The sequence below is a fragment of the Serratia sp. AKBS12 genome (genome assembly GCF_024793895.1).
GTDB lineage: Bacteria > Pseudomonadota > Gammaproteobacteria > Enterobacterales > Enterobacteriaceae > Serratia_F.
In genome coordinates this window covers 112,356-135,775 of the sequence record NZ_JANUSB010000006.1, presented here as the reverse complement: position 1 = coordinate 135,775, position 23,420 = coordinate 112,356, and the positions used below count along the sequence as shown (strand labels likewise).

Sequence of the window (23,420 nt, the reverse complement as noted above, 5' to 3'; positions counted from 1 at the left end):
AGAAGTGAAACGCCGTAGCGCCGATGGTAGTGTGGGGTCTCCCCATGCGAGAGTAGGACACTGCCAGGCATCAAATAAAGCAACAAGCCCTACGCGCAAGCGTGGGGCTTTTTGTTTTGGGCTGACGAAAATAAAGCGGCATTTCTACCGCTTGTTCCTTACTTCTCCAGCCAATCGGCAATAAAATTGGCAACCGCCTGTGGATCGTTGATATCTAGCTGCTGGCCGGGGTAGTCCACTGACCGATCGCTGGCGACTGCAATAACGTGTTCATCCAACATTTCCCCCAACGGCCTGCCGACGCTGGCACGGTATAGAATAATCTTGCTGATTCGCTCATGTTTAAAGCCTTCCACCAAAATGATATCCACGTTGGCGGTATCAAAACGGCTTGCCAGAAAGGCCAGATCCAACGGTTGCTGCTCCGGCGTTTCGGTCATCAATGCCCAACGGCGATCGCTGGCAACCAGCGTCTGATCGGCTCCCGCTTTACGCAGTTCGTAGCTGTCTTTGCCCGGCGTATCCACATCCATATCATGATGCGTATGCTTAATCAGGCCTACGCGTATCTGCCGCTGCCTTAAAGCAGGAATCACCTGCTTGAGTAGCGTGGTTTTACCGGTACCGCTATAGGCGGCAATGGCCAGCATCGGGGGTAGACGGGCACTCATTGGCTGATTCCTTTTGCTCGTTGCCATGACAGGCAATCTTCGTGGGTATTCAAATTATGAAAAGCAGATGATTGACTGCTGAACACCACCTTGCTGGCGCCGACGGCATCTAAAAACAACATTAACTTGCGTTCGCCCTGGGCCAGGTATTGCGCCAAACGGGGGGCCAGGCTGTTATGCAGTAATGCCAGCGTGGGGTGTGCGCGCTGGCCATCGCTGGCATAGGCTGCCAACGCACCTTGTCTGCCTTGCCATAGCGTCTCTACCAGCGACTCAGGGAAATCTGGAACATCACAGGGAACGAATACCACCCACTCGGTGGCGGCATGTTGCAAACCCGCCAGCATCCCCGCCAATGGCCCGGCAAAACCAGGCTGCAGATCGCCAATCACCGGCCAACCGCTGCGCTGGTACTGCGCCAGGTTACGGTTGGCGCTGATCAATACCTTGCCCACCTGGGGCTGCAAACGCGCCAGCGTATGCTGGTACAACGCCTGGTCGCCTATTTGCACCAATCCCTTGTCTTCGCCATTCATTCGGCGCGCCCGGCCGCCGGCCAGGATCACGCCGGTAATTTCTGCATGCATAATCGTCATTCCACCAAAGGCTAACGCCCTGATTGTAGCGCTAAAGCCACCCAGACATCAGGATTTACCTTTATTGACAAGCTGCTTCTTTCACTGAGTAGTCAAGCCTGTTACTTTGTGGGTTTATGTATTTCACTGGATGAATCTAAAATGAAAACGCATCGTGTCAACGAGCTGATTGAGTTATTGCAACCAGCCTGGCAGCAAGATCCCGATCTTAATCTGGTGCAGTTTTTACACAAACTGGCGCAGGAAGCGGGTTTTCAAGGCGAGCTTACCGACCTGAGCGATGATGTTCTGATCTACCATTTGAAGATGCGCGGCACTGCCGGCACAGAGCAAATCCCAGGTTTGCAGAAAGACTATGAAGAAGACTTCAAAACGGCGTTGTTGCGTGCACGTGGCGTGATAAAAGACTAGATCGGGTAAGCAACATGAGCCTGTGCACGATCGATGCTACTATTTTCATTCCCGGCACAGTGTTGTCGCCAAGCTAAAATGAATGTTGTTATGAACAACTCTGCGTTTAATTTTGACACCCTTTCCCCCGATCTGATTATGGATGCGCTGGAAGGGGTTGGCCTACGCGTCGATTCCGGCCTGACGGCATTAAACAGTTACGAAAACCGCGTTTACCAGTTTATGGATGAAGCCCGTCAGCGCTATGTGGTGAAGTTTTATCGCCCGGAACGTTGGAGTGCGGCACAGATTGGTGAAGAACATCAATTTGCGCACGATTTGGCCGACGCAGAAATTCCTGCGGTAGCGCCCTTGATGTTGCAAGGTAAAACGCTGCATCAGTACGGCGGCTTTTTCTTTACCGTATTCCCGAGCGTCGGGGGACGGCAATACGAAATAGACAATCTGGATCACCTGGAGTGGGTCGGCCGTTTTCTGGGACGCATACATCAGGTTGGTGCTGAGAAGCGCTTTGTCGAACGTCCTACTATGGGTATCGATGAATATCTCACCGCACCGCGAACGGAGCTGGCAAGCTGCAATCTGGTGCCCAAGGCTCAGCGAGCGGGTTTCCTGGCGGCGACGGATAAGCTGATTGAGGCAATCAAACCCCGCTGGCATCTCGATTGGCAACCCTTGCGCCTGCATGGTGACTGCCATCCAGGTAATATTTTGTGGCGTGACGGGCCGTTGTTCGTCGATCTTGATGACGCACGTAACGGGCCGGCGGTGCAGGATCTCTGGATGCTATTACACGGTGAACGTCGCGATCAATTAATGCAGTTGGATATTTTGCTGGAAGCCTACGGCGAATTTGCCGAGTTTGATCAGGCTGAATTGGCGTTGATCGAACCGCTACGCGCGATGCGTATGGTGTATTACCTCGCCTGGGTGGCACGGCGTTGGCAGGATCCGGCATTTCCGCGAAGTTTTCCCTGGATGGCGGAGTCTGATTTCTGGTTGTCTCAGACCGCGGCATTCACCGAACAGGTTAAGCTGTTGCAGGAACCTCCTCTACAGCTGATGCCAATGTATTGAAGCTTTAACACAATGGAGAGTTTATTCTTATGAAGAAAGTATGGTTGGCACTTGTTGGCATGATGATGGCATTCGGTGCCTCAGCTGCACAGTTTAGCGATGGAAACCAATATGTTACGTTAGATAAGCCGGTCACCGGCGAGCCGCAGGTGCTGGAATTCTTCTCTTTCTACTGCCCGCACTGCTATCAGTTCGAAGAGGTTTATCACGTTTCTGACGCGGTGAAAAAAGCATTGCCGGTCGGAACCAAAATGACCAAGTACCACGTTGAATTCCTGGGGCCGATGGGTAAGCAACTGACGCAGGCATGGGCTGTTGCCATGGCGCTGGGTGTGGAAGACAAAATTACTCAGCCAATGTTTGAAGCGGTGCAGAAAACTCAAACCGTTCAAACGCCAGATGACATTCGCAACGTCTTTATTAAAGCCGGGGTGAAAGCGGAAGATTACGATGCGGCGTTGAATAGCTTCGTGGTGAAATCGCTGGTCGTTCAGCAGGAAAAGGCGGCGGAAGATCTTCAGCTGCGTGGTGTGCCAGCGGTATTTGTCAATGGCAAATACATGGTGAAAAACGATGGCCTGGACACCAGCTCAATGGACGCTTACGTGAAGCAATTTGCTGATGTAGTTAAATTCCTCAGCCAGCAAAAATAATCGCTGTTACAGATAAAAACGCCGGTTGATCCGGCGTTTTTTATTGGTATTGGCGTTTGATTTTATCCAGCAAGCGATCTTTTTCCAGCCACAGTGCATTCAGCCACAGCTGAAACTGCCGTTTAAAATGCTTGTCGTTAAAGTAATCGCCGTGCAGTGTTGCATCGATAGGTAACGTGTCGATACGTACCACCACGCGCTTTAGCCGTCCGCATAGCATATCCAGGAATGGCCGTTGACTATTATCGGGATAATGCAGCGTGACATTCAATACGCGGTCAAATTGATTGCCTAATGCACTGAGCGTAAAAGCAATACCTGCAGCCTTTGGTGCCAGTAAATTGCGATAGGGCGAGCGGGTTTTTATCTTTTTGCTTTCGGTGAAGCGCGAACCCTCGACGAAATTGACGATGGTGGTGGGGCGTTGGCGAAACTTCTCACAGGAACGGCGGGTGGTTTCAATATCCTTGCCGCGTTTTTCCGGGTGCTTAAGCAAATAAGCTCGTGAATAGCGTTTCATGAACGGCATGTCGAGCGCCCAGCAAGCCAGGCCGACGAAAGGTACCCAGGCGAGCTGCTGTTTCAGAAAATACTTGTTCATGGGAATGCGATTACGGAACAATACGCACAGCACCACAATATCCGACCAGCTTTCATGATTGCTGATCAGCAGGTACCAATTTTTACGGTCTAGCCCGACAAGTCCTTCAATATCCCATTCCAATTGCCGGTTAAGGCGTAATAGTACCGCCAAACCCTGGCACCAGCACCACATCATGGCATCGGCAAAGGCGGAAATACCTCGCCATATAACAGGAATGGGCACCAGCAGCTTGACGATACCGGCCGCCGCGATAGGGATTGAGCATAATACCGTCAGCAGTATGGTCAATAGTGTAGAAATGATAAAAACAACAGGGGCTAACACTTTTGGCATGGTTATGGGCTGGTGCTTGAAAAAACAGAATTAGGTATGCCGGGGTAGGCGCGAAGACAGATTTTACCAGAAACTGCCTAGAGAAAGCGTTATCAAAAAGTAGCTGTTTTTTTCTCGGTGCAGCGGATTATTTGGTGGGTTTTCGTGCAACTCTCTTATCTTGTGCTATGGTAATTGAGGCGCCAAATTTGATTTATTGTGCGATTAAAATTTCGCGCCAGTAATATCCACAAAATCAAAAAACGTCAATTAATACATTTCGCCGTTAGGATAAATTCTAGTACGATGATTTATCTGGGGATTTTATCTTCATTTAACGACCTGCCCTCTATTTTATAATCCATTCGTTTTTCTATGCACAAAGTTATCCACAGGCAGGATCGTGCGGATCGCTTAGCAAGATCCGATCATTTTTAGCCGTAATGCACGCTAAGGTTCGTCTCTGGCGGCCAGCTATGGCATCCTTAGCGTAGTCTTCTCACGAAAAAAGAAACGCTATGGCCCAGATTGCAGAAAACCCATTGATCCTGGTAGACGGTTCCTCTTACCTCTATCGCGCCTATCACGCCTTCCCGCCACTGACCAACTCCGCCGGTGAACCTACCGGGGCGATGTACGGTGTGCTGAATATGCTGCGTAGCCTGCTATTGCAGTACCAGCCGAGTCATGTGGCGGTGGTTTTTGATGCCAAAGGCAAAACCTTCCGTGATGAACTGTTTGCAGAATATAAATCCCACCGGCCTCCGATGCCTGATGATTTACGTGCGCAGATTGAGCCGCTGCATCGCATGGTGAAGGCGATGGGGTTGCCGCTGCTGGTTATACCGGGCGTTGAGGCCGATGACGTTATCGGCACGCTGGCGCAAGCAGCGGAAAAGGCCGGCCATGCGGTATTGATTAGTACAGGTGATAAAGACATGGCGCAGTTGGTAACGCCGAATATCACCCTGATAAATACCATGAACAACACCATCCTCGGTCCGCAGGAAGTGTGTGACAAATATGGCGTGCCGCCGGAGCTGATCATCGATTTTCTGGCGCTGATGGGCGATTCTTCAGATAACATTCCAGGCGTGCCTGGTGTCGGTGAGAAGACAGCACAGGCATTGCTGCAAGGTCTGGGCGGCCTGGATGCGCTGTATGGCAATCTTGACGGTATTGCGGCCCTCAGTTTCCGCGGCGCCAAGACTATGGCGGCCAAGCTGGAACAGAATAAAGAGGTGGCCTACCTGTCTTATCAACTGGCCACCATTAAAACCGACGTCGAACTGGAGATCACCTGCGCCGATCTTACCGTTGTCGAACAAGATGCCGATCAACTGCAACAGCTATTCAAACACTATGAGTTCAAACGCTGGCTGGCGGACGTTGAGGCTGGCACCTGGCTGCAAAACAAAAAAGGTAACGGTGCCAAAACGGCCAATGGGCCAAAGCCATCCAGCGTGACGTCAGAAACCCCCAAAGCGGTGGCGGAAGCCAAACTGTCACAGGAGGGGTACGTCACCATTCTGGAAGAAAGCACCTTTGCCGAGTGGCTTGAGCGCCTGAAAAAGGCCGATGTTTTTGCCTTTGACACGGAAACCGACGGACTGGATACGCTGACCGCCAACCTGATTGGCCTGTCTTTTGCCATCGAACCCGGGGTGGCCGCCTATTTGCCGGTCGCGCATGACTATCTGGATGCGCCGGCACAGCTGGATCGCGCATACGTACTGGAAACACTGAAGCCGCTGCTGGAGGATGAAAGAGCCTTGAAGGTAGGCCAGAACCTCAAGTTTGATAAAAGCCTGCTGGCACGTTACGACATTGATCTGCGCGGCATTGCCTATGACACCATGCTGGAATCGTACGTACTGGACAGCGTCAGCGGTCGCCATGATATGGATAGCCTGTCCGATCGCTATCTCGATCATAAAACCATCACATTTGAAGAAATCGCCGGCAAAGGGAAAAACCAGCTGACGTTCAACCAGATTGCGTTGGAGCAGGCCGCGCCGTATGCGGCGGAAGACGCCGACGTGACGCTACAGTTACACCTGGCGATGTGGCCCAAGCTGCAGGAAAGTGCCGGGCAATTGAAAGTGTTCAACGAGATCGAAATGCCATTACTGCCGGTGCTGTCGCACATTGAGCGCACCGGGGTGTTGATTGACCAGCATATTCTGGCGTCGCACTCCAAAGAGCTGACCAAACGGCTTGGCGAACTGGAAATTCAGGCGCATGAGCTGGCCGAAGAGCCGTTCAATCTGGCATCCACCAAGCAGTTGCAGGCAATTCTGTATGAAAAACAAAAGCTGCCGGTATTGAAGAAAACGCCGGGCGGCGCGCCGTCGACCAACGAAGAAGTGCTGGCGGAACTGGCGCTGGACTACCCATTGCCGAAAGTGATCCTTGAATATCGTGGTTTGGCGAAGCTGAAAACTACCTACACCGACAAGCTGCCGCTGATGATCAATCCGATTAGCGGGCGTGTGCATACCTCTTATCACCAGGCGGTCACGGCGACCGGTCGCTTATCTTCCAGCGATCCTAACCTGCAAAACATTCCGGTTCGCAATGATGAGGGGCGGCGTATTCGCCAGGCGTTTATCGCACCGGCAGGTTACCGTATTGTGGCGGCCGACTACTCGCAGATTGAGTTACGCATCATGGCACATCTGTCGCAAGATAAGGGTCTGCTCAATGCGTTCGCCGCCGGCAAGGACATTCACCGCGCCACTGCTGCCGAAGTCTTTGGCCTGCCGCTGGATAAAGTCACCAACGAACAGCGCCGCAGTGCCAAGGCGATTAACTTCGGCCTGATTTACGGCATGAGCGCCTTTGGCCTGGCCCGTCAGTTGGGGATCCCGCGCGGTGAAGCACAGCGTTATATGGATCTGTATTTTGAACGTTATCCAGGCGTGCTGGAATATATGGAACGCACCCGCCAGCAGGCGTCTGAGCAGGGGTATGTCAGCACCCTGGACGGGCGTCGTCTGTATCTGCCGGACGTTCGCTCCAGCAATGGCATGCGCCGCAAGGCGGCAGAGCGTGCGGCAATCAACGCGCCTATGCAGGGTACGGCGGCGGACATTATCAAGCGGGCGATGATTGCCGTCGATGCCTGGTTACAAAGCCAACAACAGCCGCAGGTGCGTATGATCATGCAGGTTCACGATGAATTGGTATTTGAGGTGCATGAATCTGCGATGGATGAAGCCTGCCAGCGTATCCGTAGCTTGATGGAAGGGAGCATGGAACTGGCGGTGCCGTTGAAGGTGGATATCGGTGTGGGCAAGAACTGGGAAGAGGCGCATTAATCGGCGCCGTTCAGCCTTTTTCTGCTTGCTATTAACGGTACCTGGTGAAAAACCAAGCTTTTTTCGTAATTTAGCTACATTAAGCGGTGATTGTTGCCGCAATATTACGTCAATAGCGGCGTAAATTGTGTAAGTAAACAACAAAAAATTCTTTTGCCCTGCGAAAAAATGATGTAGAGTTACAGATGTAGGGTACAGAGGTAAGATGTTCTATCTTTCAGACCTTTTACTTCACGTAATCGGATTTGGCTGAATATTAGCCGCCCCAGTCAGTATTGACTGGGGCGTTTTTTATTGTAAAAACAAAAACTAACCATTGGTTTTTCCTATCACCTCACCAATGGCTCCAGCATGATATTCCCGTAATTCACCCAGAAATCCGCGCGATCGGCCGTAAGATGGTCATAAGCATTTATGATGGTTTCTTGTCAAAACTGTAATTATGTAACAAAACCGCGGGGCAGATAAAAAAAGGGCCCCTTTGCATGGACCCTGCGTATTAGACTGCGGTGCAGGCGTTATTCACCGCCGATGTCATCTTCTTCTGGCAGCACTTCCGGTGGGATCTCATTGAACCAGGTATTCAGCTTTTGGCTCAGCTTGTCGACGCCGATTTTCTTCGGTGAAGAGAACGGTTCAACCTGAATGTCGCCCATAAATGCCAATACCGCTTCACGTACCATATTGACCTGCGCCTTGCGCGCACCGGACGCCAGTTTGTCGGCCTTGGTCAGTAACACCAATACCGGCGTGCCCACGTCGACCGCCCATTGAATCATTTGCTGATCGAGATCTTTCAGCGGGTGGCGGATATCCATCAGCACTACCAACCCCTTCAGGCAGTTGCGCATTTGCAAATATTCGCCCAGGGCGCGTTGCCACTTGCGTTTCATTTCTTCGGGAACTTCGGCGTAGCCGTAGCCCGGCAGGTCGACCAGGCGAATGCCGTCTTCCACTTCAAACAGGTTAATCAACTGGGTGCGCCCCGGCGTTTTACTGGTACGCGCCAGGCTTTTCTGATTGGTAAGCGTATTCAGTGCGCTAGATTTACCGGCATTGGAGCGGCCGGCAAACGCCACCTCAATACCCGCATCCGCCGGTAAATGGCGAATGTCGGGCGCACTGGTGACGAAATGGGTCATGTGATAATTGTAATTCTTGCTGGTCAAAATTTTTCGTCTCCGAATGAGCATGGCTTTCTGGGGGGCGATTATAACTGCATCAGCGCGAAAATGGGCCGCTTTCTGATTTTTAACCGCTTGGCATGCCGTTTTTTGCCTTTTTACCCGCAGCTTCGTGTAAGACATTGACCATTCGAACATGGGGATATATCGCTTTATTCGAAAGGACCAATTGTTCTTTTTTATATAAAACAAAAAGTTAATTCTTCGAACTGCATAATATTGCCACCTTGCGGTAGTAAGTACCTTGAGAGAGGCCTGAATACGCGTAAAGTAGCTTCCATCGCAGGACGCGAAGGATCAGGAATGTTCGGGAAGAACAATAAATCTCAGGGAACGCACCGGATGTGCAATGAGTGCCAGGATGTTTTCAGATGGAATTGGCCTGTTAACCGCGGAAGGGTTGGCAGCACACGGATGGTGAAGTATTTGCAATCGGATGCTGGCGGGAAGCACACTCAGGAAGAGTGGTAGCGAATGGATTGCGCCCAAGGATGATTTTTCTTTCAGGATGAAGGACGTAGTGGCAGGGATTGCATTTATAGCAGATGGAAAAATTGGGATGTTGAATGTGCGCATGGAGCGCGTAGCAGCCATATCCTTCAAACGAAGGACTGAAAAAGGCGGCGGGTTTAACCTGTCGCCTTTTTTATTTGTCTGCTTTCTGCTAGATTCCGCCCAATCGTATAGCTCCTCTATACTGAAGAATCTAATACTCAAGAGCATAACGCTATGAACCAGCCTTCAAAAGCGCCCCGCGGTAAAGCGGCGACGCCAAAAACCAAAAAGAAAAGTCGTGTGGAACTCGATCAGGAAGCCCGCGAGCGCAAGCGTTTGAAAAAACGCCGTGGTCTGGCGTCCGGTTCTCGTACTCAGGTAGAGAGCGGCAAACAGAAAAACTCAGCGTCAGGCGAGGCGAAAGATCCGCGTATCGGTAGCAAAACGCCTGTGCCATTGCTGGTGGAAGGCAAGGCAAAGGCCAAGCCGCAGACCAAGCCAAAAGCCGCCAGCAAGCCGCGCCTGACGCCGGAAGAAGAACTGGCGAAGCTGGAAAACGACGAACGTCTGGATGCATTGCTGGACCGTATTGATGACGGTGAGACGCTGAGTGCTGAAGATCAGGCTTACGTCGACCAAACGCTGGATCGTATCGATGCGCTGATGGAACAACTCGGCATTGAGCTGGGTGATGACGACGACGAAGAAGAAGAAAAGCAGGAAGATATCCTGAAGTTGCTCAAGAGTGGTAACCCAAAAGACGTATTTTAACGCGCCATGTGGCCGATTCTGGCAATAACCTTACTGTTAACATGTTATCTGCTGTGGTTATTCGGTAAACTATGGCGGCTGTCGCGGCGCAAAGCGCGCTTGCGCAGCGCTTCCGTGGCCAGACAGCGTAGAGCAATGCCCCTTTCCCGGCCCCGGCAGAAACGAGCACGGAAAAGGAGTAAGCAATGTCAGAACAGGCGATTGTCTGGGATTTGGCCCTGATCCAAAAGTACAATTATTCAGGGCCACGTTACACCTCATACCCCACTGCGCTGGAATTCAACCAGAGCTATGACGACGCGGCGTTCCTACGCGCCGCGGCGCGCTATCCCGAGCGGCCGCTGTCGCTGTACGTGCATATTCCATTTTGCCACAAGCTCTGTTATTTCTGCGGTTGCAACAAACTGGTGACGCGTCAGACCCATAAGGCAGATGACTATCTTGCGATACTGGCGCGTGAAATCGCCGCACGGGCGCCGCTGTTTGCCGGGCGTCAGGTCAGCCAGATGCATTGGGGCGGCGGAACGCCAACCTATCTCGACAAAGCGCAGATCAGCCGGCTGGTGGCAATGCTGCGCCAGCACTTTGATTTCCTGCCGGATGCGGAAATGTCGATCGAGGTCGATCCGCGCGAAATTGAGCTGGATGTGCTCGATCATTTACGCCACGAGGGCTTCAATCGCCTGAGCATGGGCGTGCAGGACTTCAATAAGGACGTGCAGCGGCTGGTTAACCGCGAGCAGGATGAAGACTTTATCTTCGCCTTGATAGCGCGCGCCAAGGCGTTGGGTTTCAACTCCACCAATATTGATCTTATTTATGGTCTGCCCAGGCAAACGCCGGAAAGCTTTGCTTTTACCTTGGCGCGAGTGGCGGAACTGAACCCGGACCGGCTCAGCGTGTTCAACTATGCGCATCTGCCCGAGCTGTTCGCCGCCCAGCGTAAAATCAAGGACGCCGACTTGCCCGATGCGCAGCAAAAGCTGGATATCCTGCAGCAGACCATCGCCTCGTTAACACAATCCGGTTATCAGTTTATCGGCATGGACCACTTTGCCCGACCTGATGATGAACTGGCGGTGGCGCAGCGCGAAGGCAAGCTGCACCGCAATTTCCAGGGCTACACCACCCAGGGTGACAGCGATCTGCTGGGGTTGGGCGTTTCCGCCATCAGCATGTTGGGCGACAGCTATGCGCAAAACCAGAAACTGTTGAAGAACTATTACGACAGCGTTGAACGGCAGGGTACTGCACTGTGGCGTGGTTTGGCGATGAGCGACGATGACTGCCTGCGTCGCGATGTGATCAAAACGCTAATCTGTAATTTCCAGTTGGCTTATCAGCCAATTGAACAACAGTATGCGATTGATTTTTCTGATTACTTTTCGCAGGATCTGCAACTGCTGGCACCGTTTGAGCGTGACGGGCTGGTGGAGAGGGATGCGCAGGGGATTCGCGTGACGCCGCGTGGCCGCCTGCTGATTCGCAACATTTGCATGTGCTTTGATATCTACCTGCGCAAACAGGCGCGCGCCCAGCAATTTTCGCGGGTGATCTAGCGTAAAAAACAGCCGCCAGGCATGAATGGCGGCTGTTAGGTTGTCTTAACGCAGCAATGCGGTAGTTATTCCATTCCCAGCTCTTTCAGTTTGCGCGTCAGCGTATTGCGCCCCCATCCCAACAGACGGGCGGCTTCCTGCTTGTGCCCCTGGGTATGGCGCAGCGCGGTGGTGAGCAGGGTGCGCTCCATTTCCGGCTGGGCTTCCGACAGCAGGTTTTGATGTCCGGAACGCAGCGCGCGATCGGCCCATTGCGCCAGCAGCGTGGCCCAACTGTCCGGCAAACTGTGCCCTCCGGTTTCTGGCGCGGCGGTTTCGAACAGTTCGCTGGGCAAATCCTGAATTAACACTTCCTGGCCGGCAGCCATCACCGTCAGCCAGCGACAGGTGTTTTCCAACTGGCGTACGTTGCCCGGCCAGGGCAGGCGCGTCAGGGCGATTTCGGTTTCCGGATGCAGATTCTTTGCTTCCACCCCCAGCTCTTTGGCCGCCACCTGCAGGAAATAACGCGCCAGGCGTGGGATATCCTCACGACGCTCGCGCAGAGGCGGCAGATGGACGCGGATGACGTTCAGACGGTGGAACAGATCCTCGCGGAATTTGCCTTCCTGCACGCGCAGTTCCAGGTTCTGGTGCGTGGCGGCGATAATCCGCACGTCGACCTTCACCGGCGCATAGCCGCCGACCCGATAGAATTGGCCATCCGCCAGTACGCGCAGTAAGCGAGTCTGAACATCCAGTGGCATATCGCCAATTTCATCCAGGAACAGGGTGCCACCGTCGGCCTGTTCAAAACGGCCCTGGCGGATCTGGTTGGCGCCGGTAAAAGCGCCTTTCTCGTGGCCAAACAGCTCGGACTCGATCAGGTCTTTTGGGATTGCCGCCATGTTCAACGCGATAAACGGCGACTTGACGCGTGGGCTGTGCCGGTGCAAGGCATGCGCCACCAGCTCCTTGCCGGTGCCGGATTCGCCGTTGATCAGCACGCTTATCGACGAACGCGACAGGCGACCGATGATGCGAAACACGTCCTGCATCGCCGGCGCTTCGCCAATGATGTCGGCAGTTGGGCCACTGGCCGGTTGGCTGCGCGCCGGTTGCTGCTGTTCCTGATAATGGCTGATGGCGCGTTCCACCAGCGCCACCGCTTCATCAATGTCGAAAGGCTTCGGCAAATAGTCGAACGCCCCCTGTTGATAGGCGCTGACCGCCGCGTCGAGATCCGAATGGGCGGTCATGATGATGACCGGAAGCATCGGATGGCGCTGTTTAATTTGCTTGAGCAGCGCCAAACCATCCATACCCGGCATGCGAATATCGGACAGCAACACGTCTGGCGTTTGCGTCGACAACGCTTCCAGCACGTCGTTACCGCTGTCGAAGGTGGCGCAGCTCATGCCCGCACCGGTGAGTGCACGTTCAAGCACCCAGCGGATGGAGCTATCATCATCGACGATCCACACTATCCCTCGTTGCATAGCTACCTCGACTTGCGAATGGGCAGGTAAACCGAAAATTCGGTGTGTCCCGGCCAACTGTTGAATTCAATTTTACCGCAATGCTGATCGATCAGATTGCGGGCAATGGATAATCCCAGGCCGGTGCCACCTTCGCGACCACTGACCATCGGGTAGAATAACGTGTCTTGAAGCTGTGCCGGCACGCCGGGGCCGTCGTCTTCAATATCGATGCGCGCCGCCAGCCGATAGCGGGTACCGTGTAGCGTGATCTGGAATGCTGTACGGGTGCGCAGCGTAATGGTGCCGCCGGCTTCTCCCAATGCCTGTAGCGCATTGCGGGTGATGTTCAGTAGTACCTGCTCGATTTGATCCGGATCGTGCGCCAGTTCCGGCAGACTGGGATCGTAATCGCGTACCAGCGTGACGTTTTCCGGCATTTCCAGCGATACCAGCTGACAAACCCGTTCTGCCACCTGGTGGATGCTTTGCGTAATGTGTTGGCCTGGCCGTTGCGGCCCCAACAGGCGATCCACCAGATTGCGCAGGCGATCGGCCTGTTCGATGATCACTTTGGTGTATTCAGTCAGCGACGGATCGGGCAGCGCCTTGGCCAGTAGCTGTGCCGCGCCGCGTAGACCGCCGAGCGGGTTCTTGATTTCATGCGCCAGGCCGCGCACCAGATCGCGCGCTGCGATTTGCTGGGCGTGCTGCAACTGTTCCTGGCTGAGGCGGCGCTGATTATCCATCGGCGCCAGCTCCAGCAGAATATAGCCTTCAGGCAGCGCCTGAGCGGTCAGGGAAAGGATATGCGCCCGCCCGTCGACCACCAGCGTCACTTCGTTGTCGGTAAAGCCCTGGCCGGCCTCGAGGCTTTCTCGCATCAGATCGACGTTCAGCGAAAAATAGCCGAGCAAATCGGGCAGCGGCGTGCCGAAAAGTTTACGGGAGCTTTGCGCCAGCAGTTGTTGAGCCGCCGGGTTGGCGTAGTGCACCGCCAGTGTGTCATCCAACAGCAGAATGCTGTTGATCAGTGAATTGAGGATTTGCCCTGCGTCGGGCAATTTGTCAGTTGCCATATATGCCCTTCATCTTTCAAGGTACAGCGGCAATGGCTGTCCTTGCTTACCCGGTCATCTGGCAGACCCCGCCGTATCGGCACGGTTGCCGTCTCGCTGCACCTTGAGATCTTGTGGGTATAGCAGACGCTCTGCACTTTTTTGGTGCATCTATCCTACTCCATCCTTGATAAGCACGGAATGGCGTAGCGTTACCGATAATAGCGTGGTGAAAAAAGCCCATCCGAAGATGGGCTGAAAGTTTCCACGGCAACAAAAAAACGACAACTAAAACTGGTTGCGCCACGCGTGGTGACGCAGGTGATGCTTAAACGCTGTAGTACAGCTCGAACTCAACCGGGTGTGGCGTCATGCGCACACGGTCCATTTCTTCTTTACGCAAATCGATGTAGGCATCAATCGCATCGTCAGTGAACACGCCGCCACGGGTCAGGAACTCGCGGTCTTCGCTCAGTGCAGCCAGCGCTTCGTCCAGTGAACCGGCCACTTTTGGAATCTCTGCTTCTTCTTCCGGCGGCAGGTCGTACAGGTTTTTATCCATGGCATCGCCAGGGTGGATCTTGTTGATGATACCGTCCAGGCCGGCCATCAGCAGAGCAGCGAAGCACAGGTACGGGTTGGCAGCCGGGTCTGGGAAGCGAGCTTCGATACGGCGCGCTTTCGGGCTGGCAACCACTGGAATACGGATGGATGCAGAGCGGTTACGGGCAGAATATGCCAGCATTACCGGTGCTTCGTAGCCTGGGACCAGACGCTTGTAAGAGTTGGTGGTCGGGTTGGCCAGGGCGTTTATGGCTTTCGCGTGCTTGATGATGCCGCCAATGTAGAACAGGGCAGTTTCGGACAGGCCGCCGTATTTGTCGCCAGCGAACAGGTTGGTGCCGTTCTTGGACAGAGACATGTGGCAGTGCATGCCGGAACCGTTGTCGCCGAACATAGGTTTTGGCATAAAGGTCGCGGTTTTGCCAAATGCGTGAGCCACGTTGTGCACCACGTATTTGTAAATCTGGATTTCGTCGGCTTTCTTGGTCATGGTGTTGAAGCGGGTTGCCACTTCGTTCTGACCGGCGGTTGCCACTTCATGGTGGTGCGCTTCAACCACCAGACCCATTTCTTCCATGGTCAGACACATGGTTGAACGCAGATCCTGTGATGAATCCACCGGTGGAACCGGGAAATAACCGCCTTTTACCGCTGGACGGTGGCCTTTGTTGCCGCCTTCGTATTTGGTGCCGGAATTCCACGCGCCTTCAATGTCGTCGATGGCGACGTGGGAGCCGCGGATGCTGCTGCCGAAGCGGATATCGTCAAACAGGAAGAACTCAGGCTCTGGCCCGAACAGCACGGTGTCGGCGATGCCGGAAGAGCGCAGGAAATCTTCTGCACGCTTGGAAATGGAACGCGGGTCGCGATCGTAGCCCTGCATGGTGCCTGGCTCAAGAATGTCGCAGCGAATAATCAGCGTGGATTCTTCGTAGAATGGATCCAGCACTGCGGTGCTGGCGTCTGGCATCAGTACCATGTCAGATTCGTTAATGCCCTTCCAGCCGCCGATCGAGGAGCCGTCAAACATTTTGCCTTCTTCGAAGAAGTCGGCATTTACCTGATGTGCAGGAATGGTGACGTGCTGTTCTTTACCCTTGGTGTCAGTGAAACGCAGGTCTACGAATTTCACTTCATGCTCATTCAGCATCGTCAAAACGTGTTCAGCGGACATACTTAACTCTCCCGGATTTATCATTGTCGTCGTCGTGGAACGAATCTGTGGTTCTGGCTTTTTTTCGCCCTGTATAGACTAAAGCGAAAACTGTGCCAACTTTATAAAAGCGGGCTAATCACCATTCTGTGCGGCTTTTACCCAACCCGAGTATGCACCATTAGTGACCCATTGCACCATGGTGGTGCAAAAGTGGTGTGATGAGGCACCATATTGGTGCAAAAGTGCACCTGCTGGTGCTTTTTGCACCGTGAAAGGGATCACAAACTGACCTGGACACAGTTGTTTATAAGAGATGGTTGTGATCTTGTTTAGTACCTCGCTTAATACGTGTACAATAGCGCGCTATTTCTAATGCCTGAGGCAAAGCTGTGATCGAAAATTTGCGTAACATCGCCATTATTGCCCACGTTGACCATGGTAAGACCACCCTGGTTGACAAACTGCTGCAACAATCCGGTACTTTCGGAGAGCGTGTAGAAGCCACCGAACGCGTAATGGACTCCAACGATTTGGAGAAAGAGCGTGGGATTACCATCCTCGCAAAAAACACCGCCATTAATTGGAAAGACTACCGCATCAACATCGTGGATACCCCAGGACATGCCGACTTCGGCGGCGAGGTTGAGCGTGTGATGTCAATGGTTGACTCGGTGCTGCTGGTTGTGGATGCAATGGATGGCCCAATGCCGCAAACCCGCTTCGTGACCAAAAAGGCATTTGCCAACGGTCTGAAGCCGATCGTGGTCATCAACAAGGTTGACCGCCCTGGCGCGCGTCCTGATTGGGTTGTCGATCAGGTCTTCGACCTGTTCGTTAACCTCGACGCCACCGACGAGCAGCTCGACTTCCCGATCATCTATGCTTCTGCATTGATGGGGATCGCGGGTACTGACCACAACGACATGGCGGAAGACATGACCCCGCTGTATCAGGCCATCGTCGACCACGTGTCTGCACCGCAGGTTGAGCTGGAAGCACCGTTCCAGATGCAAATCTCCCAGTTGGACTATAACAACTACCTGGGCGTGATCGGCATCGGCCGTATCAAGCGTGGTAAAGTGAAGCCAAACCAGCAGGTCACCATCATCGACAGCGAAGGTAAAACTCGCAACGGTAAAGTGGGCAAGGTGCTGGGCCACATGGGTCTGGAGCGTATCGAGTCGACCCTGGCTGAAGCGGGTGACATCATCGCTATCACCGGTCTGGGCGAACTGAACATTTCCGACACCATCTGTGACACCTCTGCGGTGGAAGCACTGCCGGCGCTGTCTGTCGATGAGCCGACCGTTACCATGTTCTTCAACGTCAACACCTCACCATTCTGTGGTAAAGAAGGTAAGTTCGTGACTTCGCGTCAAATCCTTGAGCGTCTGAACAAGGAACTGGTGCACAACGTGGCCCTGCGCGTTGAAGAAACCGAAGATGCTGACGCATTCCGCGTATCTGGCCGTGGTGAGCTTCACCTGTCGGTACTGATCGAAAACATGCGTCGTGAAGGTTTCGAACTGGCGGTATCCCGTCCGAAAGTTATCTTCCGTGAAATCGATGGTCGTAAACAAGAGCCATTCGAAAACGTTACCCTGGATATCGAAGAACAACACCAGGGTTCCGTGATGCAAGCCATGGGTGAGCGTAAAGCTGACCTGAAAAATATGGATCCAGACGGTAAAGGCCGCGTGCGTCTCGACTACGTGATCCCAAGCCGTGGCTTGATCGGTTTCCGTAACGAGTTCATGACCATGACCTCGGGTACCGGTTTGCTGTACTCCACCTTCAGCCACTACGACGACGTGCGTCCGGGCGAAGTGGGCCAGCGTCAGAACGGCGTGCTGATCTCCAACGGTCAGGGCAAGGCGGTAGCGTTCGCCCTGTACGGTCTGCAGGATCGCGGCAAGCTGTTCCTGGGCCACGGTGCGGAAGTGTATGAAGGCCAGATCATCGGTATTCACTCTCGTTCCAACGACCTGACCGTGAACTGCCTTACCGGTAAGAAGCTGACCAACATGCGTGCTTCCGGTACTGACGAAGCGACTACCCTGGTTCCGGCCATCAAGATGACTCTGGAGCAAGCGCTGGAATTCATCGATGATGACGAGCTGGTAGAAGTGACGCCAACTTCGATCCGTATCCGTAAGCGTCATCTGACGGAAAACGATCGCAAGCGTGCAAGCCGCGGTCCGAAAGACGCGTAATTGCCTATTGGTACCCGGTGAGCATCAGGCTTTGCCCTGAGCGCTGACCGGTATCGATGCCGTATACCCAGGGCGCGTTTGGCGCCCTGAGTTTTTTCCTCTGCTTTCCCCCGTTTCTGCGGCGCGCTATGCGCTTTTCCGTTCGCTCTCTGTTCAGCCTTTACTTTTCCCGCTACAGTGAAATCTCACCGGCCCGTCAGGAGAGGACTATGCTGTACATCTTTGATTTAGGTAATGTGATCGTCGATATCGATTTCAAACGCGTACTGGGTGTATGGAGCAATTTGAGCGGCACGCCACTGGCGGTGCTGAATGAACGTTTCACCATGGGCGATGTGTTCCAGCAGCATGAACGCGGGGAAATCAGCGACCAGCAATTTGCCTCCAGCCTGTGCGAAGAAATGGGCATTGCCCTCAGTTTTGAACAGTTTTCTACCGGCTGGCAGGCGGTTTTCGTGGCTCTGCGCCCGGAAGTGATCGCCATCATGCAGCGGCTGCGCAATGAAGGACACCGGGTAGTGGTGCTGTCCAATACCAACCGCTTGCACTGCAACTACTGGCCGCAGCATTATCCTGAAGTGGCGGCGGCGGCGGACGCGATGTATCTGTCGCAGGACATCGGCCTGCGCAAACCGGATCCTGCTATTTACCAATACGTCCTGGAGGCGGAACATACCCCGGCCGAACAGGCGGTATTTTTTGACGATCACCCCGCTAACGTGCGCGCAGCGCAGGCGGTGGGCATCAAGGCGGTGCACGTCACCGACCGCGACGTGGTGCCGGCCTATTTTGCCGGTTGAGTCAGGCAGGTTAGGCTCAAGGCATACGAACTGACAAGGAGTGAGTATGTCGTTATTCCGCAGCAAGGCGCTGCCGCCATCGATGAAACCGGGCGTGACTTTTGGCCGCCTGCTGATAAAGCGCATCGACAGCGATGGCCTGACCATGCTGGCAGGCCACCTGGCTTACGTTTCCCTGCTGTCTCTGGTGCCGCTGATCACCGTGGTGTTTGCGCTGTTTTCGGTCTTTCCGATGTTTTCCGATGTCAGCATGCAGCTTAAAAGCTTCATCTTTAACAACTTCATGCCGGCGGCTGGCAATGTCATCCAGCGCTACCTGGAACAGTTCGTCGCCAACTCCAACAAAATGACCGCCGTCGGCACCTGTGGCCTGATAGTCACAGCGCTGCTGCTGATGTCGTCGGTGGACAGCGTGCTGAATACCATTTGGCGCAGCAAAAATAAGCGACCGATGATTTATTCGTTTGCGGTGTACTGGATGGTGCTGACGCTGGGACCGCTGCTGGTGGGCGCCAGCATGGCGATCAGTTCGTATTTGCTGTCGTTGAACTGGTTGGCACAAACCGGCGTCAACAGCCTGGTCGAGCAGCTATTGCGTATCTTCCCGTTGATACTGTCATGGGTTTCATTCTGGCTGCTGTATAGCGTGGTACCAACGGTGCGCGTGCCGTCCAGGGACGCGTTGATCGGCGCGCTGGTGGCTGGCCTGCTGTTTGAACTGGGCAAGAAGGGTTTTGCGCTGTACGTCACCATGTTTCCGTCTTACCAGCTTATTTATGGCGTGCTGGCGGTGATTCCGATTTTATTTCTGTGGGTCTACTGGAGCTGGTGTATCGTGTTATTGGGTGCCGAGATCACCGTCACTCTGGGGGAGTACCGCGCGTACCGGCAGCATAAAATCGAACAACAACCACAGGACAATCAGCAAAAAGGGCAGTTATGATCGCATTGATTCAACGGGTATTAAACGCCAGCGTCACGGTTGACGGCGAGACGATAGGCAAAATTGGCCCGGGTTTGTTAGTGTTATTGGGCGTAGAGCAAGACGATGATCAACAGAAAGCCGATCGTTTGTGCGAGCGGGTCTTGGGATACCGCATTTTCGGCGACGAGAACGACAAGATGAACCTCAACGTGCAACAGGCCGGCGGCAGCGTACTGGTGGTTTCGCAGTTTACGCTGGCGGCGGATACGCAAAAAGGCATGCGGCCGGGTTTTTCGCGCGGCGCGTCGCCCCTTGAGGCTGAGCGGTTATATCACTATTTTGCCGAGCAGTGCCGTAAACGCGGCGTGGAAACGCAGACCGGGCAGTTCGCTGCGGACATGAAAGTGGCGCTGGTGAACGATGGGCCGGTGACTTTCTGGCTGCAAGTTTAGGAATCACCCAATAGGCTAACTGACTTGCCGTGTTGGGCCGACAGCGTGATCACCCCCGCAGAGGCGTGGGGTCAGCACTGACGGCCCGGATTGACGGCAGTGGCACGCCTATTGAATGGTTCCGCAGGAAACATGATTTGGAGAGAAGGCGTCTATGTATCACCTACGAGTACCCGTAACAGAACAAGAACTGAAGGATTATTACCAGTTTCGCTGGGAAATGCTGCGCAAACCGCTGCACCAGCCGGTGGGTTCGGAAAAGGATGCCTATGACGCCATGGCTCATCACCAGATGGTGGTGGACGAGAGTGGCAACATCGTCGCTATCGGGCGCCTGTATATCAATGCCGACAATGAGGCTGCGATCCGTTTTCTGGCGGTTGACCCTTCGGTGCAGGATAAAGGGCTGGGGACGCTGGTGGCGATGACGCTGGAATCGGTGGCGCGACAGGAAGGCGTCAAACGCGTCGTGTGCAGCGCGCGTGAGGATGCGGTCGAGTTCTTCGCCAAGCTGGGGTTTGAAAGCCAGGGCGAGATCACGGCGCCGCAAACCACGCCGATACGCCACTACCTGATGATCAAACCGGTAGCGACGCTGGACGATATCCTGCACCGTCCTGACTGGTGCGGGCAATTGCAGCAGGCCTGGTACGATCATATTCCTCTGAGCGAAAAGATGGGCGTGCGCATCAGCCAATATACCGGCCAGCGTTTTGTTACCACCATGCCGGAAGTCGGCAACCAGAACCCGCACCATACGCTGTTTGCCGGCAGCCTGTTTTCGCTGGCAACGCTGACGGCCTGGGGATTGATCTGGCTGCTGTTGCGTGAGCGTCATCTGGGCGGCACCATCATTCTGGCGGATGCGCATATTCGCTATAGCAAACCTATCACCGGACGACCGCGCGCCGTGGCCGATCTGAGCTCACTGAGTGGCGATCTGGCCCGTTTGGCTCGTGGCCGCCGGGCGCGCGTGCAGGCAGAAGTGCATCTATTCGGTGACGATGACAAAGGGGCAGTATTTGAGGGTACCTATATGGTGCTGCCAGCCGAACCGGAAGAGCCGTTGGACAAAGGCGGTTCAGAGGCGATAGCGAACTGAGCATCAAGCGCAGCATAGGGCATCTGGCCAGATGGGTGCTGCATGCTGCGCCCGCTTAACGGGTTGGGCTTAATTGATGGCTTAATCTATCGTAGATATGTGGCGTAGTTGCCGATTGTTTGTTTAATCAGAAATATCTTTGCTTATTTGGCATAATTGACTATTTAATTTGCACTCAACAAATACATTGAATGGAGTAAATCGGTTTAAGGATATTTACCTCGTCTAATCTTGAGATTTATCCTGATATTGATGACATCAGGTCCCGCAAAGTCACGATCTCCTGCTTGTCTGATGCTGAATCCTGTCGTTAGAATGCCGCAAAATCATTAAGGCGGTTTATCTGAATGGACTCAGTAACTCAGCGGTTGGCAGTATCATTGTTATTTCTTTCTCTCAGTTCGGCTGCTGGCGCCAATATGCTCAGCCCGGCGGATCGAGATACTATCCAACAGCAACAACGTGAATTGTTGCAGCAAAACCAACAGCAACGACAGGAATTGCAACGCAGCCTGTCCCCGGTGCTGCCACAAACGCCAGCAGCCACAGCCCCCGGCGGGCCGTGCTTTACCATTACGACCATTCACCTTGAAGGTGCCAGCCATCTGCCCGCCCGTGCGCGGCAAGCCTTGACGCAGCCCTATCTGCAACGCTGCCTGAATCTGGCCCAGATCAACACCCTGGTGCAGCAGGTTTCCGACTGGTATATCGAACGGGGCTATATCACCAGCCGCGCTTTCCTGACCGAGCAAGACCTGTCCCATGGGGAACTGAAGCTGCTGGTACTGGAAGGGCAACTGGAGAAGATCTGGCTGGACCAACGGGATGACCGAATGCTGAAGATGGCATTCCCCGGCCTGGTGGGCAACATCCTTAATCTGCGCGATATCGAACAGGGCATGGAGCAGATCAACCGCCTGCGCCAACAACCGGTGCAGATTGAAATCCTGCCCGGCAGCCAACCGGGTTATTCGGTGGTCAATTTGACCGCCAAACCCGAGTTCCCGGTGATGCTGGGGTTGGGTTTTGATAATAGCGGGCAAAAGAGTACCGGCACCGGGCAAATCAACGGCTCATTGACCGGCAATAACCTGCTGGGGTTGGCGGATCAGTGGTTTGTGACCGGTGCGCGCAGCAGCGATTTCGCCAACGATCACGATGCCCGCAGCGTACAGGCCGGAGTCAGCCTGCCTTATGGTTATTGGCTGGTGGATTACAACTACTCTTACAGCGAGTATCTCTCGACGATAGACAATCAGGGCTTTGATTGGCGATCCACCGGCGACAGCCAAACCCATCGCTTCAACGTTTCGCGCGTATTGTTCCGTAACAGTGACATGAAAACCGGCCTGGCGCTGGGCCTGACCCACCGCATCAACCGCAACTATCTTAATGACACCCGGTTGGACAGCAGCAGCCGCAAACTGACCAGCGTATCTCTGGGCATGAGCCATAGCCAAAAACTGTGGGGGGGTTTTGCCACGCTCAATCCTTCCTACAGCCGTGGCATTCCCTGGTTAGGCGCGGAAGATGACAGCGGTAAAGCCAGCGAAGCACCTAGGGCGGAGTTTAATAAATACACGCTCTCCGGCAGCTATTACCTGCCGTTGGCACCGAACTGGAACTACCTCACCAGCCTGTACGGCCAGTGGACGCCCGATCGCCTTTACGGCAGTGAACGCCTGCCCCTAGGTGGCGAAAGTTCGGTGCGTGGCTTCAAGGAACAGTATCTCTCCGGCGATAAAGGCGGCTACTGGCGTAACGAGGTCAACTGGTCGCCGTTCAGCCTACCGTATCTGGGCGATATTTCCGTATTGGCTGCCGTAGATGGCGGTTATCTGCACCACGACTCTGTGGATGCCTACGCTTCCGGCACGTTATGGGGCGGCGCGGTGGGGCTGGGCAGCCGCAATCGCTATTTCAGCAGCCAATTTACCGTTGGCTGGCCGCTGGCGCATCCGAGCTGGTTAGAGCCGGACCGGGTATCGATTTACTACCGTATTAACATCGTTCTTTAATTCACAGGGAAGGATTTCAAGG

General features: G+C 54.1%; 19 protein-coding genes. 12 read left to right on the top strand and 7 right to left on the bottom strand.

The genetic code is table 11. The features are described from left to right. Window positions 1-158: 158 nt before the first annotated feature. Both mobB and mobA read right to left on the bottom strand, forming a co-directional pair. Window positions 159-671: a molybdopterin-guanine dinucleotide biosynthesis protein MobB gene (gene mobB / locus NYE85_RS04605; protein ID WP_259003268.1), complete on the bottom strand. Its 513-nt coding sequence runs from the start codon at window positions 669-671 to the stop codon at window positions 159-161. Beyond that, window positions 668-1,258 carry a molybdenum cofactor guanylyltransferase MobA gene (gene mobA, locus NYE85_RS04600; protein WP_259003266.1) on the bottom strand — a complete coding sequence of 197 codons (591 nt, stop codon included), beginning with the start codon at window positions 1,256-1,258 and terminating at the stop codon, window positions 668-670. The genes mobB and mobA overlap by 4 nt, the downstream gene beginning before the upstream one ends. A 150-nt stretch (window positions 1,259-1,408) precedes the next feature. On the opposite strand from mobA, the gene NYE85_RS04595 reads away from it, so the two are divergent. The 3 genes from NYE85_RS04595 (at window position 1,409) to dsbA (ending at window position 3,408) form a co-directional block, all read left to right on the top strand. Next, window positions 1,409-1,678 (top strand): YihD family protein, encoded by a 270-nt coding sequence (locus tag NYE85_RS04595; protein WP_259003264.1) that lies wholly within the window; start codon window positions 1,409-1,411, stop codon window positions 1,676-1,678. A gap of 90 nt (window positions 1,679-1,768) precedes the next feature. Next, a complete protein-coding gene (locus tag NYE85_RS04590; protein WP_259003262.1) occupies window positions 1,769-2,755 on the top strand; it encodes a serine/threonine protein kinase in 987 nt (328 codons plus the stop codon). A 29-nt stretch (window positions 2,756-2,784) separates the two neighbouring features. Further along, on the top strand, window positions 2,785-3,408 hold the full coding sequence (gene dsbA, locus NYE85_RS04585; RefSeq protein WP_259003260.1) for a thiol:disulfide interchange protein DsbA: 624 nt from the start codon (window positions 2,785-2,787) through the stop codon (window positions 3,406-3,408). A gap of 40 nt (window positions 3,409-3,448) precedes the next feature. Here dsbA and NYE85_RS04580 read toward each other — a convergent pair whose 3' ends face one another. Then, the gene (locus tag NYE85_RS04580; RefSeq protein ID WP_259003258.1) at window positions 3,449-4,345 is read right to left on the bottom strand and encodes an acyltransferase; all 897 of its coding nucleotides are present in this window, start codon (window positions 4,343-4,345) and stop codon (window positions 3,449-3,451) included. A 497-nt stretch (window positions 4,346-4,842) separates the two neighbouring features. Between NYE85_RS04580 and polA the strand changes: the two genes are divergently transcribed. Then, on the top strand, window positions 4,843-7,644 hold the full coding sequence (polA, locus tag NYE85_RS04575; protein WP_259003256.1) for a DNA polymerase I: 2,802 nt from the start codon (window positions 4,843-4,845) through the stop codon (window positions 7,642-7,644). A gap of 518 nt (window positions 7,645-8,162) precedes the next feature. On the opposite strand, the gene yihA is transcribed toward polA, so the two are convergent. Further along, complete coding sequence (yihA, locus tag NYE85_RS04570; RefSeq protein WP_039992483.1) at window positions 8,163-8,813, bottom strand: ribosome biogenesis GTP-binding protein YihA/YsxC; 651 nt, start codon at window positions 8,811-8,813, stop codon at window positions 8,163-8,165. A 744-nt stretch (window positions 8,814-9,557) separates the two neighbouring features. Between yihA and yihI the strand changes: the two genes are divergently transcribed. Beyond that, complete coding sequence (gene yihI / locus NYE85_RS04565) at window positions 9,558-10,094, top strand: Der GTPase-activating protein YihI (protein WP_259003253.1); 537 nt, start codon at window positions 9,558-9,560, stop codon at window positions 10,092-10,094. A 185-nt stretch (window positions 10,095-10,279) separates the two neighbouring features. Then, complete coding sequence (gene hemN / locus NYE85_RS04555; RefSeq protein ID WP_259003249.1) at window positions 10,280-11,653, top strand: oxygen-independent coproporphyrinogen III oxidase; 1,374 nt, start codon at window positions 10,280-10,282, stop codon at window positions 11,651-11,653. A gap of 65 nt (window positions 11,654-11,718) precedes the next feature. On the opposite strand, the gene glnG is transcribed toward hemN, so the two are convergent. The 3 genes from glnG to glnA all read right to left on the bottom strand — a co-directional run bounded on the left by glnG (window position 11,719) and on the right by glnA (window position 15,906). Then, entirely contained in the window at window positions 11,719-13,131 is a 1,413-nt protein-coding gene (gene glnG, locus NYE85_RS04550; protein ID WP_259003247.1) for a nitrogen regulation protein NR(I), read from the bottom strand. 2 nt (window positions 13,132-13,133) lie between these two features. After that, window positions 13,134-14,189, bottom strand: coding sequence for a nitrogen regulation protein NR(II) (gene glnL / locus NYE85_RS04545; protein WP_259003246.1), 1,056 nt, complete (start codon window positions 14,187-14,189; stop codon window positions 13,134-13,136). A gap of 307 nt (window positions 14,190-14,496) precedes the next feature. Further along, complete coding sequence (gene glnA, locus NYE85_RS04540) at window positions 14,497-15,906, bottom strand: glutamate--ammonia ligase (protein WP_039991450.1); 1,410 nt, start codon at window positions 15,904-15,906, stop codon at window positions 14,497-14,499. Between the two features lie 371 nt (window positions 15,907-16,277). Between glnA and typA the strand changes: the two genes are divergently transcribed. The 6 genes from typA to NYE85_RS04510 all read left to right on the top strand — a co-directional run bounded on the left by typA (window position 16,278) and on the right by NYE85_RS04510 (window position 23,398). Then, window positions 16,278-18,101, top strand: coding sequence for a ribosome-dependent GTPase TypA (typA, locus tag NYE85_RS04535; RefSeq protein WP_259003245.1), 1,824 nt, complete (start codon window positions 16,278-16,280; stop codon window positions 18,099-18,101). A 209-nt stretch (window positions 18,102-18,310) separates the two neighbouring features. Next, a complete protein-coding gene (gene yihX / locus NYE85_RS04530) occupies window positions 18,311-18,901 on the top strand; it encodes a glucose-1-phosphatase (protein ID WP_259003244.1) in 591 nt (196 codons plus the stop codon). 46 nt (window positions 18,902-18,947) lie between these two features. Continuing rightward, a complete protein-coding gene (locus NYE85_RS04525; RefSeq protein WP_259003242.1) occupies window positions 18,948-19,844 on the top strand; it encodes a virulence factor BrkB family protein in 897 nt (298 codons plus the stop codon). Next, window positions 19,841-20,278: a D-aminoacyl-tRNA deacylase gene (gene dtd / locus NYE85_RS04520; protein WP_259003241.1), complete on the top strand. Its 438-nt coding sequence runs from the start codon at window positions 19,841-19,843 to the stop codon at window positions 20,276-20,278. Before NYE85_RS04525 ends, dtd begins: the two co-directional genes overlap by 4 nt. Before the next feature lie 154 nt (window positions 20,279-20,432). Further along, the gene (fabY, locus tag NYE85_RS04515) at window positions 20,433-21,380 is read left to right on the top strand and encodes a fatty acid biosynthesis protein FabY (RefSeq protein ID WP_259003240.1); all 948 of its coding nucleotides are present in this window, start codon (window positions 20,433-20,435) and stop codon (window positions 21,378-21,380) included. Window positions 21,381-21,727: 347 nt separating this feature from the next. Further along, the gene (locus tag NYE85_RS04510; protein WP_259003239.1) at window positions 21,728-23,398 is read left to right on the top strand and encodes a ShlB/FhaC/HecB family hemolysin secretion/activation protein; all 1,671 of its coding nucleotides are present in this window, start codon (window positions 21,728-21,730) and stop codon (window positions 23,396-23,398) included. Window positions 23,399-23,420 lie beyond the last annotated feature (22 nt).

Excerpts from the sequence above, each read along its gene's own strand:
- mobB (WP_259003268.1), bottom strand. The coding sequence starts at position 671 with ATGAGTGCCCGTCTACCCCCGATGCTGGCCATTGCCGCCTATAGCGGT.
- mobA (WP_259003266.1), bottom strand. The coding sequence starts at position 1,258 with ATGCATGCAGAAATTACCGGCGTGATCCTGGCCGGCGGCCGGGCGCGC.
- NYE85_RS04595 (WP_259003264.1), top strand. The coding sequence starts at position 1,409 with ATGAAAACGCATCGTGTCAACGAGCTGATTGAGTTATTGCAACCAGCC.
- NYE85_RS04590 (WP_259003262.1), top strand. The coding sequence starts at position 1,769 with ATGAACAACTCTGCGTTTAATTTTGACACCCTTTCCCCCGATCTGATT.
- dsbA (WP_259003260.1), top strand. The coding sequence starts at position 2,785 with ATGAAGAAAGTATGGTTGGCACTTGTTGGCATGATGATGGCATTCGGT.
- NYE85_RS04580 (WP_259003258.1), bottom strand. The coding sequence starts at position 4,345 with ATGCCAAAAGTGTTAGCCCCTGTTGTTTTTATCATTTCTACACTATTG.
- polA (WP_259003256.1), top strand. The coding sequence starts at position 4,843 with ATGGCCCAGATTGCAGAAAACCCATTGATCCTGGTAGACGGTTCCTCT.
- yihI (WP_259003253.1), top strand. The coding sequence starts at position 9,558 with ATGAACCAGCCTTCAAAAGCGCCCCGCGGTAAAGCGGCGACGCCAAAA.
- hemN (WP_259003249.1), top strand. The coding sequence starts at position 10,280 with ATGTCAGAACAGGCGATTGTCTGGGATTTGGCCCTGATCCAAAAGTAC.
- glnG (WP_259003247.1), bottom strand. The coding sequence starts at position 13,131 with ATGCAACGAGGGATAGTGTGGATCGTCGATGATGATAGCTCCATCCGC.
- glnL (WP_259003246.1), bottom strand. The coding sequence starts at position 14,189 with ATGGCAACTGACAAATTGCCCGACGCAGGGCAAATCCTCAATTCACTG.
- glnA (WP_039991450.1), bottom strand. The coding sequence starts at position 15,906 with ATGTCCGCTGAACACGTTTTGACGATGCTGAATGAGCATGAAGTGAAA.
- yihX (WP_259003244.1), top strand. The coding sequence starts at position 18,311 with ATGCTGTACATCTTTGATTTAGGTAATGTGATCGTCGATATCGATTTC.
- NYE85_RS04525 (WP_259003242.1), top strand. The coding sequence starts at position 18,948 with ATGTCGTTATTCCGCAGCAAGGCGCTGCCGCCATCGATGAAACCGGGC.
- dtd (WP_259003241.1), top strand. The coding sequence starts at position 19,841 with ATGATCGCATTGATTCAACGGGTATTAAACGCCAGCGTCACGGTTGAC.
- fabY (WP_259003240.1), top strand. The coding sequence starts at position 20,433 with ATGTATCACCTACGAGTACCCGTAACAGAACAAGAACTGAAGGATTAT.
- NYE85_RS04510 (WP_259003239.1), top strand. The coding sequence starts at position 21,728 with ATGGACTCAGTAACTCAGCGGTTGGCAGTATCATTGTTATTTCTTTCT.